We start from the raw sequence: 17,881 nt of genomic DNA, 5'->3' as shown, positions 1-17,881 counted from the left end.
ATGCCCCAAAAGTAAGAAAATTATTCAATTGTACTTTTGAAATTTTTTGTAAGCAATACCTCTCAATTATTATAAAAATCCCAAGAAAATAGGGTAAGTCTCTTTTTATACAGACGTAAAATTTGGTGTAAAGTTTGCGATACTTCTACAAAACTTGCTACTTTTGTGTTCAACAATGAAAAAAACATCTCACATATCGCGTTTGTTCAGCACTTTTTTTGTGTGCTTGATGCTGATGTTTACTGTTTTTGGTAAAACATTTTCGGCATCACAAGTACACTATTCTGGTGTAAAAAAAGCGAAAACTGAGCAGTCAAAAAAGCAAAAAGGAGCTACTCCCGAATGTTCGGTTAGTGAGTTATCGGTAATGCACGCTAGTCCAAGTATTAGTTTCGATGCTGTTAGCGATTTTGTTTTTTCGATTCCTAGCGTTGCGATTCCTGTGGCGGTTCATGCTCTGGGTCAGCAATTGAAGGTTACTTCTCCTAATATTCTTTACGAAATTCTGTTCGAGCATTTTATTGCTACCAATGCTCCCTGATTCCCTTTTTTCTTGGTTTAAATGATTGAAAGTCTAACGACATAGGCTTTATGGGCAATTTGTTGGTCATTTGTATCACAATTCCCCCAGGCTTCAGGCTCAACATTTACTCCGCCCTTACCAAATCCTTTTCTAATCTTGTAATAGGCAACTGTTACACACAAGTAATTCACATTCATTTTTCAAATAACTAAAAACAAATGCGTTACAAAGGTGCCATTGTGTGGCTGACTGGTATTATTTCAGCCCTATGTTTGTTCTTCCTTTCGTTTACATGGAAGGCTAATGCGGTTCGTGAAGATGCAATTGCGTATGCAACATCGAAAGATGGTAAACTCGACCCAGCTAAAAAAACTCGTTATATCGATTCATTGTGGAAGCAACCAGTATATTTGGGCTTCACATTGCAAGATGTAACTACTTATGCTCTTCACAAAGGTCTTGACTTGGAAGGTGGTTTCAGTGCAGTATTGGAAGTTTCTCCAGTAGAAATTCTACGTGCATTATCTGGGAAAAGCAATGATCCAAATTTTGAAAAAGCTTTAGAAAGTGCTTCAAAATTACAAGCAACTTCTACAAAGCCTTTCAACGACATTTTCTTCGAAGAATTTGCTAAAATAGCTCCAAATCAGCGCTTGGCTACCATTTTTGCTAACTCGGTAAACCGCGATAAATTGAACTCAGGTTCTTCTGATGCTCAAGTAGTAAAAGTGGTTAACTCAGAAATCGATGGTGCTGTAGACCGCGTATATAAAATTATCCAAGCTCGTATTGACAAATTTGGTGTAGCCAACCCTAACATCCAACGTTTGCCAGGTACCAACCGTATTCAAGTAGAATTACCAGGCGTAGACAACCCTGAGCGTGCTCGTAAATTATTGGCAGGTGCTGCTAAATTGGAGTTTGTTGAGGTTGCTGAAATCAACGAATGGGGACAAGGTTTGAATGCTTTAGGCGAATATTTAGCTGCTGAATCAAAAGCAAATAAAGCTACTGTAGCATCAGCTGCTGCTTCTACAGATACTACAAAAGGAGGTTTGGCAAGTCAGTTGTCAGCTCCAAAGGCTGCTAAGAAAGATACTGCTAAAGCTGATACTACAGCAGGTGCTGCATTGACAAAATTATTCTTGCCTTTGGACAACCAAGGAAGAAACTGGGGTGTAATGCGCAAAGACACGGCTCGTGTAAACGAATTGTTCCGTCGCCCAGAGGTAAAAATGATGTTCCCATCAAACTTGACTTTTGTATGGTATGCTAAAGGTATTCCATCAACAACTGGTGACGAAATTATCCAATTAGAAGCAATCAAGAAAACTGAAAACCAACCAGCTCCTTTGGAAGGTGATGTAATTGTAGATGCTTTTCAAGACTTTGATCAAAATAACCGTGCTGAGGTTACTATGGTAATGAACGGTACAGGTTCTCGTATTTGGAAAAACTTAACAGCTGCAAGCATTGGTAAACGTGTAGCAATCGTTTTAGATAACTATGTATATTCTGCTCCAGTAATTAATGGTGAAATTCCTAACGGTCGTTCATCTATCTCTGGTTCATTCACTGTAGAAGAAGCAAAAGACTTAGCAAACGTATTGAAAGCAGGTAAATTGCCAGCGCCAACCCGTATTGTTGAAGACGCTTTCATTGGTCCATCATTGGGTCAGGAAGCTATCAACCAAGGTTATTTGTCAATGGCTGTAGGTTTGATTTTGGTGATTGTATTTATGATTGGATACTATGGTAACCCAGGTTGGATGGCCAACGCTGCATTATTGTTCAACGTATTCTTTATTGCTGGTATTACTGTTCAAATACAAGCAGCCTTGACATTGCCAGGTATTGCAGGTATCGTATTGACTTTGGGTATGGCTGTAGATGCCAACGTATTGATTAACGAACGTATCCGAGAAGAATTACACCGTGGTGTGGGACTTTTAGAATCAGTTAAGTTAGGATATGAGAAAGCGCTTTCTGCTATCTTGGATGGTAACATAACAACTATTTTGATTGGTGTTATCTTGATTATCTTCGGTTCTGGTTCAGTAAAAGGGTTTGGTGTAACACTTTGTATTGGTTTGGTTACTTCAGTATTTACGTCAGTATTTGTATCGCACGTATTAGTAGACTGGATGGTACAACGTAAAATTGCTGCGGGTAAAGAGAAAGAAGTAACATTCGAAACATTCATTTCGAAAGACCTTTTCAAAGGAATGAATTTCGACTTTATCGGAAAACGTAAGTATTCTTATTGGTTCTCTTGGGGCTTGATCGTATTGGGTATGGGAGTATTGTTTGCTCAAGGCGGATTCAACTTAGGTGTTGACTTCAAAGGTGGTCGTTCTTATGTGGTTGAATTTGCTAAACCGGTAGATGCAACTAATATCAAAGAAGCATTAAAAGATGATTTTGAAGAAAAAGGTGTTGAAGTAAAAACTTTCAACGGTCCTACTAAGATGAAGGTTACAACAGCCTATTTGGTTGAAGATGAATCTGCTGCGGCTAACCAAAAAGTTCGTGCAGCTTTAGAAAAAGGCTTGACACAATTTGCGGCTGACAAACCAGTAATTGTTTCAGAATCTAAAGTAGGTGCTACAATTGCCGATGATATCTTGACTCAGTCATTTGTATCAATTGGTTACGCATTAATTGCCATCTTTATCTATATCTTGATTCGTTTCCGTAAATGGCAATATTCATTGGGTAGCGTTATCGCCTTGTTACACGATACATTAGTAGTATTGGGTATGGTAGGTATCGTTCGTATCTTTGGTTTGGAATTAGAAGTTGACCAAATCTTTATTGCTGCGGTATTGACGGTTATTGGTTATTCAATTAACGATACCGTGGTAGTATTTGACCGTATCCGTGAAGAAATCGGTGTTGACGCAGACTTGTCAAACAAAGAATTGATTATCAAAACAATCAACACGTCTATTAACCATACTATGAGCCGTACTGTAATGACAGCCACCACTGTATTCTTGGTAGTATCAGTATTGTTGTTCTTTGGTGGTGACATCTTGCGTGGATTCTCATTTGCGATGTTTGTCGGGGTTGTATTTGGTGCATACTCATCTATCTTCGTAGCTGCTCCAATCGTTATTGACCTTGGAACAGGAAAGAAGAAAGCTGTAGCTCCAGCTGCAAATCCTTCTAAGTAATTACTCTCAAAGACCTCATAGCCCTCAAAAGCTATGAGGTCTTTTTTTGTTTCACGACAAAATATTAACTATCTTGAAACACAGTTTATACAATTCTGTTCTGTAATTACCTTCAATCACAATAAAATAAACTAAAACCTTTTCTTTATGAGTAACAGTATTTGGCGCAAGAAGCCTATGTCAGCTTACGAGGCAGATATTAAAAACAGTGAGCTGAAGCGTGTTCTAGGTAAATGGAGTTTGACGGCTATCGGTATCGGTGCGATTATTGGTGGTGGTATCTTCGTATTAACTGGTACAGGCGCTCACTATCATGCTGGTCCAGCTTTGGCATTATCATTCGTTTTAGCAGGTATCGGCTGTATCTTTGCGGCTCTTTGCTATGCTGAGTTTGCAGCTCTACTTCCAGTAGAAGGCTCGGCTTATGCCTACGCTTATGGTACAATCGGTGAATTCTTTGCTTGGATTATTGGTTGGGGACTTGTGTTAGAATATGCCATGGGGGCAATGACTGTAGCTGTGAGTTGGTCCGGTTACTTCAATAAGCTACTCCACTTATTTGGTATCGAAATTCCTTATTACTTAAAAAATGACCCGTTCTCTGCTGCTACTTATGCGAAGTCCGCAGGGCTCGAACACGTAGGCTGGGGAGTAAACCTACCTGCTTTCATTATTACTTGGGTAGTAACTTATATTTTGGTAAAAGGTATAAAAGAAGCTGCAAGTGCCAACAACATTATTGTAATCTTGAAAGTAGCCGCGATTTTATTCGTAATTATCGTAGGTGCCTTTTTTGTAAATACTGCAAACTGGACTCCATTTATCCCTGCTCCTGAATTGGTAGAACATGCTGATGGTTCTATGAAAGAAGCTTATGGTTGGGGCGGTGTTGCTAGTGGTGCTGCGGCTATCTTCTTTGCTTATATTGGTTTTGATGCTGTATCTACACAAGCTGGTGAAGCTATCAATCCTAAGAAAGATATGCCTTTTGCCATTATCGCTTCATTGGTAATTTGTACAATCCTTTATATCTTAGTTTCGTTGGTATTGACAGGTATGATTAACTACAAAGACATCGTAGGTGATGCTTTGAAAGCGCCTGTAGCTTACGCATTCGACAAAGTAGGTCAACCTTGGGCGGTATTTATTATCACTGCTGCCGCAACGGCTGGTTTGATTTCGGTAATGTTGGTAATGATGTTAGGTCAAACACGTGTATTCTTGGGTATGGCTAAAGATGGTTTGTTGCCAAACTTCTTCCGTCAGGTTCACCCAACTTTCCGTACTCCTTGGAAAAGTACTATCTTGGTAGGTTTCTTAGTATCAGTTGTATCGGCCTTTACTCCAATTGGCGTATTGAGCGATATGTGTTCATTCGGTACTTTGTTTGCTTTTGCTATGGTATGTTTGGCAGTATTATTATTGCGTTACAAAGAGCCTAATTTAGAGCGCGACTTCAAAGCTCCAGCCTTGAAAATCGTTGCCCCACTTGGTATTTTGACTAACTTATTCTTGATTTTAAACTTGGATGGTTTGGCTCAAAAACTAGCATTCGGATGGTTGCTAATCGGTCTAATCGTATATTTCCTTTACGGTAAACCAAATAGTAATTTGAATGAAAAATAAGTATAAAAATTAAGCTTCGAGCTTGATTCTCTATATTCTCAAGAGGCTCTAACATACCCATGTTAGGGCCTCTTGTTTTTTAATTCACTCAAATTCAAAGCACTCAATTCCAAAAAACTGTTGGTTTTGTTTTTTTATCTGTAATTTTGCATTTCGATTTTTACAGTCGGTTTTTAAATATGGCAACGTTACAAGAAGAAATACAAAAACGCCGTACATTCGGTATCATTTCCCACCCCGATGCGGGTAAAACTACGCTTACCGAAAAGCTACTTTTATTCGGTGGAGCTATCCAAACAGCTGGTGCTGTAAAATCTAATAAAATCAAAAAGGGGGCAACCTCCGATTTTATGGAAATCGAGCGCCAAAGAGGTATCTCGGTGGCTACCTCGGTAATGACTTTTGAATACAATGATGTAAAAATCAATATTCTAGATACTCCTGGTCACAAAGACTTTGCCGAAGATACTTATCGCACGCTTACGGCTGTAGACTCTGTAATCTTGGTAATCGACTGTGTAAAAGGGGTTGAGGAACAAACCGAAAAATTGATGGAAGTATGTCGTATGCGCAATACGCCAGTAATTATTTTTATCAATAAAATGGACCGTGAGGGTCAATATGCGTTTGACCTTTTGGATGAATTGGAACAAAAACTTGGCATTAAAGTTCGCCCATTGACTTGGCCGATTAATATTGGTGCCAACTTCAAAGGGGTATATAACCTTTATGAAAAGTCTTTAAACTTGTTTAATGCCAACAAAACCAAAATTGAGAAAGAAGTTGTTTCTGTAGATATTTGGTCGGATGAACTAGACAAACGTGTTGGCGAACGTGATGCCAATCAGCTACGCGAAGATGTTGAACTTATCGAAGGTGTTTATAACGACTTCGACCGTGCTGCGTATTTGTCGGGTGAGGTAGCTCCTGTGTTTTTTGGTTCAGCTGTTAATAACTTTGGTGTACAAGAATTGTTGGATACCTTTACTCAAATCGCTCCATCGACTCAAAAACGCCAAACTGATACTCGTACTGTTGAACCAGATGAGAAAAAATTCTCTGGTTTTATCTTCAAAATCCACGCAAACTTAGACCCTAAACACCGTGATAGAATCGCTTTCTTGCGTATCTGTTCGGGCGTATTCGAGCGTAATAAGTTTTATAAGCATGTGCGTTTAGACAAAAACGTGCGTTTTAACAACCCTTACAACTTTATGGCGCAAGATAAGGAAGTCATCGACGAAGGCTTCCCTGGCGACGTAGTAGGTTTGTATGATACAGGTAACTTTAAGATTGGCGATACGCTTACAGAAGGTGAAAATATGTTTTACCAAGGTATTCCAAGTTTTTCTCCTGAAATCTTTAAAGAACTTATCAATCTCGACCCAATGAAAGCCAAGCAATTAGAAAAAGGGATTGAACAGTTGACAGATGAAGGGGTAGCTCAATTGTTTACACAAACACATTTGGGTAATCGTAAGATTGTAGGTACCGTAGGAGAACTCCAATACGAGGTAATTCAATATCGTTTAGAACATGAATATGGAGCAAAATGTCGCTTCGATCACCGTGATATTGCTAAGGCGTGTTGGATTACGTCGGAAGACCCTAAAAAATTAGCAGAGTTTGTGCGTTTGAAAGGACAACAAATTGCTACCGATAAAGATGGTAATTATGTATTCTTAGCCGAATCTGATTGGATTTTGAGAATGAATATCCAGAATAACCCTGATATTCAATTCCACTTTACTTCAGAATTTAAGTTGGCTGCTGAAGCATAAAATAGGCATTAGATTTTAATAAAAAGGCTCAAATTAATTTAGGCAAATGCAAAAGTTAATTTGAGCCTTTTATATTAATGCAAAATAAACTATGATTTGGTATTCTTGCTAATTTGCTTATAAAACTGTATTTTGTTGTTGTAAAGCCCTGAAAATCATTCATGTTAATTCTTTATTAAAAACAATTATTTTACCGTTTATTCAGAGATGATAATTCTTTGATTTTTCTTGAGAATTTATCTATATATTGCAGTGCTTTATTAATTATCGTTCAATTACAAAGCTTTCTTAATTATGAAAAAATCTATCATTTTATCAGCAATGCTTTTTGCTTCTGTATGCACTAAGTCATTTGCTTCATCATCGTCTGAGTATTTTGTAGATGACGCTGCTATCGAAACTACTTTGAATGAAGGGGTTGAGGTAAATTACCTTACTCCAGTTTCAAATGCTGAGGTTTCTGCTCAAAACAACATGTTAGCGGCGGCTGCTTCTATGCCAGCTAGTTCTGTTGCAGCTAGCAAAGACCCTGTTGTAGCATTCGTTTTATCAACATTTTTAGGCGGCTTGGGTATCCACCGTTTCTATATGGGTACTGCTACATTGACTGGGGTAGGGTATATCCTTACTTTGGGTGGTTGCGGTATCGTAGCGTTTGTTGACTGGGTAGTATTGTTAGTCGCTTTGGTACAAGACGAAGGTATCGGCAAATATACAGACAACCCTAAATTCTTTATGTGGGGAGGAAGATAAGAATCTGATGATTCAAAAAATAAAAAAAGCTGAAGGAGCCCCCTTCAGCTTTTTCTTTTACAGCTATTTCCGATTTGCTAAAAGTCCTTTTTTCACTTGTTGATAATACTGATTTTTCAACTCCATATTCTTCTGTTCTGCCAAATAGCCACTCCTTCGAACCCCTCCAAAATAAAAGGCTTGAAAAAGTCCCAATCCTGTGAATATCCCTGTAAAATAATAGCCATTGACGATACTATAAGCACCATAACCGAGCGTTCCAAGTTGTAATACCAGCGATACTATTCCTTGTGTGGTATTGCCGGCATAAATCATTCCTGCCCCTGGCACAAAAGTGGCCAAAGCTTCTGCTTTTTTGACACTTCTAAACTTTGGTTTTTGCGCAAAAGCAAACAATTCCTCTGCATTAATTTGTGTATGAAAAGCTTGATTATAGGCTGGAACAAGGGTTTTGGCTTCGTCATACCGTGCCAATTGCGTGAGCGAAAGAATCTCCCAAATGAGTACCGAAGAGTGTCGTGTACTATCTTTTACAAAATACTTGAATTGCTGAATATTATTGAAGCAATCGTCATACAGCCCAGCCAAAAAACTACATACTACCGCTTCGTATCGAAGTGGTATCTGTTCTTGATCGTCGAGGTTACTCAAATCAAACCTTTGACTAGTTTGTAGAGCCATCGTAAATTTTTGTGCTGCTTTTTGACAATAAAGTTTTTTTAGTAAAAAAGCATTTTTCATGTCCTGTATTTGCTGAGTACCAAGACTTGAATCAGGCCATTCGCTGAGCTCAAAAAAAGCCTGTTCGTAGCCCAACATCGCTTCGTCGTATTTCTGTTGACGAAACAAACTATCGGCTTTTGATATAATGCTATTACCATTTTGTGCCTTAGTTAAAAAGGGTGCGCAAAGGAATATGCATATCAAATAGAATTTGCTCGTCGATTTTTTCATTAAATTCTTGTCTTTTTATTTTGACACTTAAAGCACTTCCCCAAATATTTCCAATATAAAATAAGCTGAATAAGCTTCCATAAATAATAAACCGAGGACTACCAACGCCGTCTTTACGCAAGCCTTCGTAGGCCTGTAAACCAAGAATGGTATTTTGTAAAAAGGCAGAAATTCCTTGTCCCAATTGTCCCCCTGCATAAATCTTACCTGCTCCCGGAATAATGGCAGATAATAGTCCAGCCTTGAAACCAGATTTTTTTTGTTGTTTCAAAATGTCCTCTCGGTAAAGCAAATAATTGGCTTGTTGTTTTTGTAAGGCGTAAAGATTGGGATCAAGATGTTTTTGTAAAGAGTCAAAGCGTTGTTGATTTCTTTGTAAAAGTGCCAATCCTGCCAGTTCAAAGGTTTGTAACGAACGATTGAGACTATCTTTCGAATTAGTTGCCTTAAAGTGCTTTTCTGCTTTTGTAAAATCTCTTAAATAACTATCTGATAATCCTGCCCAAAATTGGGATTTTGGGAAAAATGGACTTTCGGAGGGCACTTTAGAGAAGTAGACACTCGCCGAGTCGAGTTGTTTGAGCGAATAAAAAGCAAATCCTTTTTGGTAAGCTAGTTGTAATTTGGATTGTATCGAGATAGGGTATTTTCGCTCAAGTTGATTGGAAAAGGTAATAGCATCATAATATTGCTCTTTCCCAATCAAATGTTGTAAAAAGAGGCTATCTTTTGTGATTTGAGAAATACCCGATTGATAGCAAAGCAATAAGCCAAGACAAAAGCAAAATCGGATATAGAGCTTATCAGACATAGTGGAGTAAAATACAGTGTTGGCTTACTTGTACATTTGAGGCGAGTCTATGACTTTTCCTTGTTCGTTTACCCTAAAAGGGTTGATGGTAGTGCCACTAATTCGGTTACAACGTGCCAAACGGTCGGCACTAAGAGCGATACCCTTGAGCGGCCCATACATACGAATCGCCTCCCGACTAAAGCGTGAACAGGATAGTTCGTAGAGACAATTGGCCGAAAATTGCGGAGAAATTACTTTTTGATAGAAAGTTAGTGTACCATTCAATACAAACGAAATAGGGTGAAAACCTTTCTTTCTCGATGAGGAAGATGCTAGGGTATGTTCAGCCTGTTCTTTTTTATCCAAAAGTTGTAAGTCTGTATCTAAACTCTGCGCTTTAAGAGCGTTGTCAATAAGAAGCCCAAATACCAATAAAAGTATCTTACTTAAGTGCTTTGGCATTGAGTGGTATCGTAAAGTTGAGAAGTTCATTATTGATAGCCTCGTTAATTTTTACATCAGTATAAGACGTTTTGGTAATAACAGAATCTTTTGCCGTAAAAAAGTCAATTTGTGTTACTGCTAACGGAAACTCGATATCGCCTACTTTCTGGAAATTATAGTAATATACCTTTTTCATCACTTTACCTTCTCCGTCGGTATATTTGGTATAAATTGGATTTCCGCCATTATGTACCAACTCCACCGAACGAATACTTTTACTCAATTTGGCAGGCGCTATCCATGTACTAATCATCAGGTTTTTCTCAAATTTAGTCGCCTTATTAGTAAAGCCCATATTTCTTAAACCCAAATCTGACTTTTGGTTATTTAAGAAATAGTAGAATTGTGTAGTTTCGGTACTAAAAATGTAGTTTACTTGTTGAATAACGGTATTCTTCGCAGGGTCATAAATACTGACCTCTCCTTTGGCATTGTTGATTATGTACTGATTATTAGGCTGGGTAAAATGACTTACCATTTTGCCTCCTGCTACCTGATAAGCTATTTCTGATTTGATAGTAGCCGTTTTTCCGTTTTTATTAGAACGAGAAACCATTATCATACTGATTTTCTTAACGGTATTGGCAGAAAAAGAAAAAGCCAACGACATGGCAGACATCAAGCCTAAAACCACATAAAGATGTTTTTTTTGATTCATAGTCGAGATATAATAAAAGCCAAATTTACTTTCTTCCAGATATATATGAAAGTAAACTTGGCTTTAACCTTGTAGTATATTCAAAAATACTAAAATCCGAAAGAGACTCCTGCTGTTACCCAAGAAGCTCCCCAACCTACCTCGCCAAAACCTGATAGATTATTGCCCAAGGGAAAACGAGCTCCTGCACGAGGATTAATAAATATGGTTGTTCTTGTGGCGTAGGTTACATTGCCAGTGGTTGTGTTATACGTATAATTATTACGGTCAAAGAGCAAGCCTGCACCAACGGCTACATAAGGGTCGATAGAATCATCTCCTAAATTAAGGACATCTCCCAAGTGATACGCCCCTCTAGCGCCTACTCTAAATTGCCCATAGCTATAGTCACCATATCCTACCAAACCACCCGAACTATAATGAGTATAGCCTACCATCGGGCCAATCCCAATGTTGTCTTCAATGGCAAACTCAGCGTTGGCGTATACACCAAAATATAATAAACCAATACCAGCGTTCAAAATTTTGTCACCACGTTTAAACGTTTGTGCTTGAGAAGAAAAACCAAGCGATGCTATAAGAGCTAAAAGTAGAGCTGAAATTTTTAAGTTTTTCATGATTTTGAAATGTTTAGAATAAAACCGAAATGGATGTTTTATGGGTTTTAATAAAAATAGAACAACATGTGAAGCCCGCAGCACTTAGGGCGAATAACGACGATGGATAAGTTTAAAGAGTAAAAACGATATTCAAACCAAAAGTTTAGCAATGACTTCTAGCGCTAATTACTGAATAATTCCTGAAAAAGTGAATGATTTAATGAGTAAATGGTCAAAAAAAAGCGATGTTACCAATGAAGATAACATCGCTTTTAAGTAATTACACAAAATTAAATTTATGTACTCGGCTTTAGGCTGTAAGCTGTATGCCTTAGGCAAAAGGTCTTTAAAGTTTCATAAAAAACGCTTTTTTCTTTAACTTACGGCTTAATGCCTAAAGCCTATTGCCTGAAAAATTGCGTACTAACTTACATCATTACTTCAATCCTAAATCTTCTTGAATTGCTGAAACCTTTGCTTTTAGGGCTGCCAGTGTATCGTCAAAGTCAGCAGGATTAGCTAATGGCGCATTTACCGAAACATAGAATTTGATTTTTGGTTCTGTTCCTGATGGACGTGCCGAAACTTTTGAACCATCTCCCAAAATCAACTGAATTACGTTAGACGACTCCATCCCCAAACCTTCAGGAATTGCAGTGATTTCGCCTGTTTTAAGATCTTTCGAAGTTAAGTTTTTGTAATCCAAAACCGTTACTGGCTCCGAACCAGCTACAGAAGTTGGCAAGTTGGCACGAAGATTAGCCATCATTTGTTGAATTTCTTCAGCACCAGCTTTTCCTTTTTTAGTCAAAGAAATTAAGCCTTCGTAGTAGAAATTATTTTCTTGGTACATTTCTGTCAAGAAATCAAACAAAGATTTACCGTTATCTTTAGCATAAGCGGTCAATTCTGCAATCATCGCACAAGACGCTACTGCATCTTTGTCACGAACGGCATCACCAATCAAATAACCGTAAGATTCTTCACCACCACCGATAAATTGCTCTTTGCCTTCCAACTCACGAATTACCGCAGCGATGTATTTAAAGCCCGTTAAAGTATCGTAGCATTTTACGCCTTTGCTAGCACACATTTTCGCAATAATTTCAGTTGTTACAATGGTTTTAGCCACGAACTCTTTACCTGTAAGTTTGCCCGCTTTTTCCCAAGCTCCCAACAAATAATAGATAATTAAGCTAGCCATTTGGTTACCGTTCAACAATACCCATTCGCCATGAGGATTTTTTACGGCAGCCCCTACACGGTCAGCATCTGGGTCGGTAGCAATTACCAAGTCAGCATCAATATCCTTAGCCAAGTTTACCGCCAAAGTCATTGCTTCGGTTTCTTCTGGGTTTGGATATACTACCGTTGGGAAGTCACCATTTGGTTCGGCTTGTGCTTCTACTACGTTTACATTTTCGAAACCTAACAAAGCCAAAGCTTGAGGCACCAAGGTAATACCTGTACCGTGAATAGAAGAATATACAATTTTCAAATCCTTCTGACGAGCAATTACGTCTGGATTGATGCTATTATGCTGGATAGTTTTTAAGTATTCCTTATCTACTTCTTCACCAATAAACGTAATCAGCTCTTCGTTGCCATTGAAGTTGATATCATCTACCGAAGTAATGTTATTTACCTCTGTTACGATATTTTTATCGTGAGGAGCAACCACCTGCGAACCATCGTTCCAATACGCTTTGTAACCGTTGTATTCACGAGGGTTGTGAGATGCTGTAATTACCAAACCCGCATCGCAACCCAAATGGCGTATCGTAAAAGATAGTTCAGGAGTAGGACGAAGTGCCGAGAAAAGATATACCTTAATACCGTTTGCCGAGAAAATATCAGCACAAATACGAGCAAAGAAAGGAGAATTATTACGAGAATCGTGCGCAATAGCTACTTTGATTTCTTTGCCTGGAAGACTTTGTTTAAGATAGTTTGAAAAACCCTGTGTAGCAGCTCCTACGGTGTATTTATTCATACGGTTCGAACCCACACCCATTTCTCCACGCATACCACCAGTACCAAACTCCAACGATTTATAGAACGAATCCGAAAGTTCTGTTTCTTTTCCTTCGTCTAGCAACTGCTGGATTTTAGCTTTTGTTTCTTCATCATAGTTACCAGTTAGCCAAGTATCAATGTTTTTCTTGGTAAGAGCGTCTAAACCTGTTGACATAGTTTTATCTATTTGAGAATATTTAGAAATGAATAATCTGGTTTAAAAAATTGAGGCCAATGTGATTTTTAGGTCAAAATTTTTGGTTGACATCAAAGCAAATATAAAAATTATTCTGAATAGGAGAAGCCCCTTTTAATAATTTCGGTCAAAAACCGCAATATGTCTTTCTTTTGTCCAATAAAAAAACCACTAAGCAACTTAGTGGTTTTGGTTTTTGTATGAAATCTTTAAAAAATTGAAATATTTTTCGATTTTCTAGTTTAAATCTCAACAAGCATAGCTCCATAAGAGTAACCACCGCCAAATACTGTTACGATGATTTTGTTACCTTTTTCGAACTTGCCTTTATTTTCATCCATGGCAATAGCACAACCAGCACAACCTGTATTGCCTAAATAATGGATATTTGAAATCATTTTTTCGTCGGGCACACCTAAAGTTCCAGCTACGTTTTTAGTGATACGATAGTTGGCTTGGTGAGGAATGACAAACGAGATATCCTCCACAGTCAATCCGTTTTTCTCCATCACTTGTTTACTTACTTTTGGCATATAAGTACAAGCATTGATGAATACATCCTTTCCATAAGGCATAATCAAACCACGGTGAAGGGGCTTAAGCGTTACACCTTCCGAAGCTTTACCTACGTTGGCAGCACCACCAGTAATCAAATCTTTGATTTCCCAGTTTTGGGCTCCCGCTTTTTCTTTAGAGATAGATAATACCGCTGCGCCGTCGCCCCAAAGGTGTCCAGCTTTGGTATCGTCTTCGTTGTTATAAGCAGTATTATGCTCCGAAACAACTACGAGTGCCTTGCTAGCCTTGTTCATAGCAAAATATCCCTGAACTATTTCGATTGCATTGAGTAATGAAGAACAAGCAGAAGAAATGGTTACTACTGGAATTTCAGAAATATTTAATGCGTGTTGTAATGCGTGGCCTAGTGTAAATATATTATCGTGTGGAGTGTAGGTAGCACCTACAATTAGGTCAACTTCAGAAATGTCGTAAGGTAAACTTTCAGTAATCTTTTTGGCTGCCTCCAATGCCATTGTATGCGTATTCTCCTCAGGCGATGCTTTGCGACGCTCACGAATTCCAGTACGCTCAACAATCCATTCATCGGTCAATCCATTGAGTTCTTGAAAATAGGCATTCGTAACAACTTGTTCGGGCAGGTAACTTGCAATTGCGTTAATGAACATTACGTGTTAGTTTAAGATATTAATTATGAAATACAGTCCAACTTCGTTGCAAGGTTAATGCTAACTTTGGGCTTTGCTAGATAGCGGAAGGTTTACATATTGGTACAAACATCAAAGATTTTAATCGCTGGTTGCCTAATATAATCATCAATTTTGCACCGATACGCCCGTATTTCCATTACCTAGTAAATATTATGTGACTAGCTGATTATCAAGGCTTATCACTAATACAATACCTTTGAACTACAGATGGTTGGGATTTTTAGTTCAATTCATCGCTGCAAAAAGCAAAAACTATGAATTGAATTTTTATACAAAGGAAATTAATGTTTTAGCATAGTACAAGAAATTATTAGATAAATATAATTTATACTTCTTTAAATCCAATATTTTTTTGTATTATTTTGATGTTTTTTGGATAATACTTATAAATGTCAGAAAAAGAAGGTAATATCATTCCATTTGCTATAGATTGTCATTGTACGTAATCAAAAATAGCCTTCAAAACCATGACAATTGGATGCTTTTTAGATAAATATCAGGATAACCAAGGCTTTTACACAAACTCGAAGGATATTTGTAAATAATTTCATGACTAAAGGGAAAAAGTATGATGATTACAATTTGAGTTTTGCGATTATCCTTTTATAATAAAAGAAGTAAAAGTTGGTGAAAGTAACTATTTTTAGCACATTTGATACTTTTGGAGGAGCCTCGATTGCGGCTTCTCGCTTACATCAGGCGCTTGGGCGTCATGGTGTGAAGTCACGTATGCTTGTACAAGACAAAAAAGGAAAAGCGCCAGAGGTATATACTGTTGCTAACAATTGGGTGCAACAAAAAATTGCTTTGGCTCGCTTTGCAGCCGACCGATATCAGTTTGCTTTTTACGAAAAATCAAAAGCAGTTCGTTTTGTATTTTCGCAAGCTAAAATAGGCATAGATGTCACCGCTGAGTCTGTTGTGAAGGATGCTGATGTTTTTCATTTACACTGGATAAATTTTGGGTTTTTATCGGTACAATCCTTAACCCAATTAGCCAAACTCAATCGCCCATTTGTGTGGACATTGCATGATATGTGGGCGTTTACAGGAGGTTGTCATTATAGCGGTACTTGCGAAAGTTATCAACAAGCCTGTGGCAATTGTGAACCCTTTTTGCGAAAACCATCTTCCGATGACCTATCGCATCAGGTATGGCTTCGGAAAAAGGCACTATTCGAACAAATGGATATCACCTTTGTGGCTTGTAGTGAATGGTTGGCTGAAAAAGCTCGACAAAGTAGTTTGTTACAAGGTAAAAAAGTCATTTCGATTCCTAATCCGATAGATACCAAGCTTTTTTATCCTCAACATAAACGAGAAGCTCGCCAACAACTTAATTTGGCACAGGATAAGCAATATATCTTGTTTGCTGCCATGAAAATCAGCGATGCGCGCAAAGGCTTTCAATATTTTGAAAAAGCAATTCAGCATTTAATAACACAAAATCCCTCGTTAAAAGATAGTGTAGAATTATTGGTGATGGGTCAAGCTCAAGAAACTGATTTTGTAAATATTCCCTGCAAAGTAAATGTTTTAGGTCGCCTATCTGATCTTTCGAAAATAGCAACAACCTATGCGGCCGCAGATGTGTTTGTGATTCCTTCTTTGGAAGAAAATCTTCCGAACACCATCATGGAGGCTATGGCATGTGGTACGCCAGTGGTAGGATTTGAAACAGGAGGTATTCCCGAAATGATAGAACATCTTCAAACAGGCTATGTGGCAAAAGCTCCTTCAGCGGAAGATTTAGCCAAGGGAATAGCACATATTTTACAACATCCCAACTATGAGGATTTAGGTAAAAATGCTCGCTCAAAAGTAGAATCCGAGTATGCAGAGGCTGTAGTAGCCAAGCGTTATGAAACACTTTATCAATCACTTCTTTAATACGTTTTTTGATTGTGAGAAAAATATCAATAATAACCATAACCTACAATGCTGAGGCATTTTTGGAACGAACGATTAAAAGTATTTTGGCACAAACCTGCCAAGACTTTGAATATATTATCATTGATGGCAAATCAAAAGATGGTACGCTTGCTATAGCGGAAAAGTATCGTGCCCGTGTTGACTTATTAGTTTCGGAACCCGACAAGGGTTTATACGATGCCATGAATAAAGGGCAACGTATGGCAACGGGCGATTTTGTGTGGTTTGTCAACGCAGGCGACGAAATCAACGACCCTTCGGTTGTTGAAAAAATATATCAACAAATTACTCCAGAAACGGATGTTTTGTACGGGGATACCTATTTTGTGAATAATGAAGGCGAAATCCAAGGATTGCGTTCGGTAATAACGCCGCATAGATTACCGAAAGACCTACAGTGGCGAGATATGAATTTGGGAATGCTCGTGTGTCATCAATCTTTTATTGCGAGTAAAAGAGTCGCGCCTGTCTATTGGCAAGAAAACTTAAGTGCTGATGTAGATTGGGAAATTACCTGTCTTAAAAAAGCTCAACAAGTGGTTTATTTGGATTTTGTTGTAGCCAAATACCTAACAGGAGGAATTTCAAACAAACAGCTCAAACGCTCACTAATTGACCGTTATAAAGTATTACAAAAGCATTTTGGGGTGTTTGGAGCGATTGGTGCACATGTTCAAATCCTTTTTAGAGGTATCAAACTCATCATTACCAAGGGTGGGAAATATTGGTAGGATATACCAACATAGCTCTGGCTTCTAAAGACATGACTTCTTCTTTTTGATAAAATAACAAAGCCCTATTACGATCGGCACGTGGACTTTCGAGAAATGCGTTGCAGGTATCTAATAGGGCTTTTTCACGTCCATACTCATTAAGAAACGCTTCGATAGTTTTGAGCCAAAACCAAGTAAGTGTTTCGTGATACCCTCGCTCAAAACCTACGGATCCACCAACAGAGCTATTGAACAAAATGATGCGTTGACGCACCAATAACATCGCCTGAGTAAGCGTGTATTGTCGCAAATACCAAACACCCATAGCCAAGTGCGCCTCATGCGTCCAAGCCTCCGCGGGAAGACTACAAGTATTGAATTTTTCGATTAACGTTTCGATTTCTTGGTTGGATTGGAATGGTTGCATA

15 protein-coding genes are annotated in these 17,881 nt (G+C 38.2%); 7 read left to right on the top strand and 8 right to left on the bottom strand.

Translation table 11 applies throughout. The features are described 5' to 3' along the window. Positions 1-175: 175 nt before the first annotated feature. From ACOVQ4_RS13605 to ACOVQ4_RS13585, 5 genes are all read left to right on the top strand, one after another. Complete coding sequence (locus ACOVQ4_RS13605) at positions 176-541, top strand: hypothetical protein (RefSeq protein WP_166552893.1); 366 nt, start codon at positions 176-178, stop codon at positions 539-541. 200 nt (positions 542-741) lie between these two features. Beyond that, complete coding sequence (gene secDF / locus ACOVQ4_RS13600; protein WP_421821175.1) at positions 742-3,699, top strand: protein translocase subunit SecDF; 2,958 nt, start codon at positions 742-744, stop codon at positions 3,697-3,699. Positions 3,700-3,846: 147 nt separating this feature from the next. After that, complete coding sequence (locus ACOVQ4_RS13595) at positions 3,847-5,325, top strand: APC family permease (protein ID WP_421821174.1); 1,479 nt, start codon at positions 3,847-3,849, stop codon at positions 5,323-5,325. A 179-nt stretch (positions 5,326-5,504) separates the two neighbouring features. After that, positions 5,505-7,106: a peptide chain release factor 3 gene (locus tag ACOVQ4_RS13590; RefSeq protein ID WP_421821173.1), complete on the top strand. Its 1,602-nt coding sequence runs from the start codon at positions 5,505-5,507 to the stop codon at positions 7,104-7,106. 294 nt (positions 7,107-7,400) lie between these two features. Then, on the top strand, positions 7,401-7,859 hold the full coding sequence (locus tag ACOVQ4_RS13585) for a TM2 domain-containing protein (RefSeq protein ID WP_421821172.1): 459 nt from the start codon (positions 7,401-7,403) through the stop codon (positions 7,857-7,859). Between the two features lie 63 nt (positions 7,860-7,922). Here the strand turns inward: ACOVQ4_RS13585 and ACOVQ4_RS13580 are convergent, their stop codons facing one another. From ACOVQ4_RS13580 to ACOVQ4_RS13550, 7 genes are all read right to left on the bottom strand, one after another. Beyond that, entirely contained in the window at positions 7,923-8,813 is an 891-nt protein-coding gene (locus ACOVQ4_RS13580; RefSeq protein WP_421821171.1) for a hypothetical protein, read from the bottom strand. Further along, positions 8,749-9,624, bottom strand: coding sequence for a hypothetical protein (locus ACOVQ4_RS13575; protein ID WP_421821170.1), 876 nt, complete (start codon positions 9,622-9,624; stop codon positions 8,749-8,751). The genes ACOVQ4_RS13580 and ACOVQ4_RS13575 overlap by 65 nt, the downstream gene beginning before the upstream one ends. Before the next feature lie 24 nt (positions 9,625-9,648). Then, on the bottom strand, positions 9,649-10,068 hold the full coding sequence (gene yidD, locus ACOVQ4_RS13570; RefSeq protein ID WP_421821169.1) for a membrane protein insertion efficiency factor YidD: 420 nt from the start codon (positions 10,066-10,068) through the stop codon (positions 9,649-9,651). Continuing rightward, positions 10,049-10,768 carry a hypothetical protein gene (locus tag ACOVQ4_RS13565; RefSeq protein ID WP_421821168.1) on the bottom strand — a complete coding sequence of 240 codons (720 nt, stop codon included), beginning with the start codon at positions 10,766-10,768 and terminating at the stop codon, positions 10,049-10,051. The genes yidD and ACOVQ4_RS13565 overlap by 20 nt, the downstream gene beginning before the upstream one ends. 89 nt (positions 10,769-10,857) lie before the next feature. Beyond that, complete coding sequence (locus ACOVQ4_RS13560; RefSeq protein WP_421821167.1) at positions 10,858-11,385, bottom strand: hypothetical protein; 528 nt, start codon at positions 11,383-11,385, stop codon at positions 10,858-10,860. Positions 11,386-11,803: 418 nt separating this feature from the next. Then, positions 11,804-13,558: a phospho-sugar mutase gene (locus ACOVQ4_RS13555; protein WP_421821166.1), complete on the bottom strand. Its 1,755-nt coding sequence runs from the start codon at positions 13,556-13,558 to the stop codon at positions 11,804-11,806. A gap of 263 nt (positions 13,559-13,821) precedes the next feature. Then, positions 13,822-14,766, bottom strand: a complete 945-nt coding sequence (locus ACOVQ4_RS13550) for a 3-oxoacyl-ACP synthase III family protein (protein ID WP_421821165.1) — start codon at positions 14,764-14,766, stop codon at positions 13,822-13,824. A gap of 669 nt (positions 14,767-15,435) precedes the next feature. On the opposite strand from ACOVQ4_RS13550, the gene ACOVQ4_RS13545 reads away from it, so the two are divergent. Next, positions 15,436-16,698 (top strand): glycosyltransferase family 4 protein, encoded by a 1,263-nt coding sequence (locus ACOVQ4_RS13545; protein WP_421821164.1) that lies wholly within the window; start codon positions 15,436-15,438, stop codon positions 16,696-16,698. Positions 16,699-16,712: 14 nt separating this feature from the next. Continuing rightward, positions 16,713-17,471 carry a glycosyltransferase family 2 protein gene (locus ACOVQ4_RS13540; RefSeq protein ID WP_421821163.1) on the top strand — a complete coding sequence of 253 codons (759 nt, stop codon included), beginning with the start codon at positions 16,713-16,715 and terminating at the stop codon, positions 17,469-17,471. On the opposite strand, the gene ACOVQ4_RS13535 is transcribed toward ACOVQ4_RS13540, so the two are convergent. Further along, positions 17,446-17,881, bottom strand: a 436-nt coding sequence (locus ACOVQ4_RS13535) for a hypothetical protein (RefSeq protein WP_421821162.1), incomplete at its 5' end; no start/stop codon positions are given. The genes ACOVQ4_RS13540 and ACOVQ4_RS13535 overlap by 26 nt on opposite strands.

Source organism: Flectobacillus sp., assembly GCF_049240685.1.
Lineage (GTDB): Bacteria > Bacteroidota > Bacteroidia > Cytophagales > Spirosomataceae > Flectobacillus.
Note: the sequence above shows the minus strand (reverse complement) of the source record. Positions and strands in the feature narration are given on the sequence as shown.

Bases quoted from the DNA above. Each gene is read 5' to 3' on its own strand.
- ACOVQ4_RS13595 (WP_421821174.1), top strand. From the start codon at position 3,847: ATGAGTAACAGTATTTGGCGCAAGAAGCCTATGTCAGCTTACGAGGCA.
- ACOVQ4_RS13565 (WP_421821168.1), bottom strand. From the start codon at position 10,768: ATGAATCAAAAAAAACATCTTTATGTGGTTTTAGGCTTGATGTCTGCC.
- ACOVQ4_RS13605 (WP_166552893.1), top strand. From the start codon at position 176: ATGAAAAAAACATCTCACATATCGCGTTTGTTCAGCACTTTTTTTGTG.
- yidD (WP_421821169.1), bottom strand. From the start codon at position 10,068: ATGCCAAAGCACTTAAGTAAGATACTTTTATTGGTATTTGGGCTTCTT.
- secDF (WP_421821175.1), top strand. From the start codon at position 742: ATGCGTTACAAAGGTGCCATTGTGTGGCTGACTGGTATTATTTCAGCC.
- ACOVQ4_RS13585 (WP_421821172.1), top strand. From the start codon at position 7,401: ATGAAAAAATCTATCATTTTATCAGCAATGCTTTTTGCTTCTGTATGC.
- ACOVQ4_RS13575 (WP_421821170.1), bottom strand. From the start codon at position 9,624: ATGTCTGATAAGCTCTATATCCGATTTTGCTTTTGTCTTGGCTTATTG.
- ACOVQ4_RS13555 (WP_421821166.1), bottom strand. From the start codon at position 13,558: ATGTCAACAGGTTTAGACGCTCTTACCAAGAAAAACATTGATACTTGG.
- ACOVQ4_RS13590 (WP_421821173.1), top strand. From the start codon at position 5,505: ATGGCAACGTTACAAGAAGAAATACAAAAACGCCGTACATTCGGTATC.
- ACOVQ4_RS13560 (WP_421821167.1), bottom strand. From the start codon at position 11,385: ATGAAAAACTTAAAAATTTCAGCTCTACTTTTAGCTCTTATAGCATCG.
- ACOVQ4_RS13550 (WP_421821165.1), bottom strand. From the start codon at position 14,766: ATGTTCATTAACGCAATTGCAAGTTACCTGCCCGAACAAGTTGTTACG.
- ACOVQ4_RS13580 (WP_421821171.1), bottom strand. From the start codon at position 8,813: ATGAAAAAATCGACGAGCAAATTCTATTTGATATGCATATTCCTTTGC.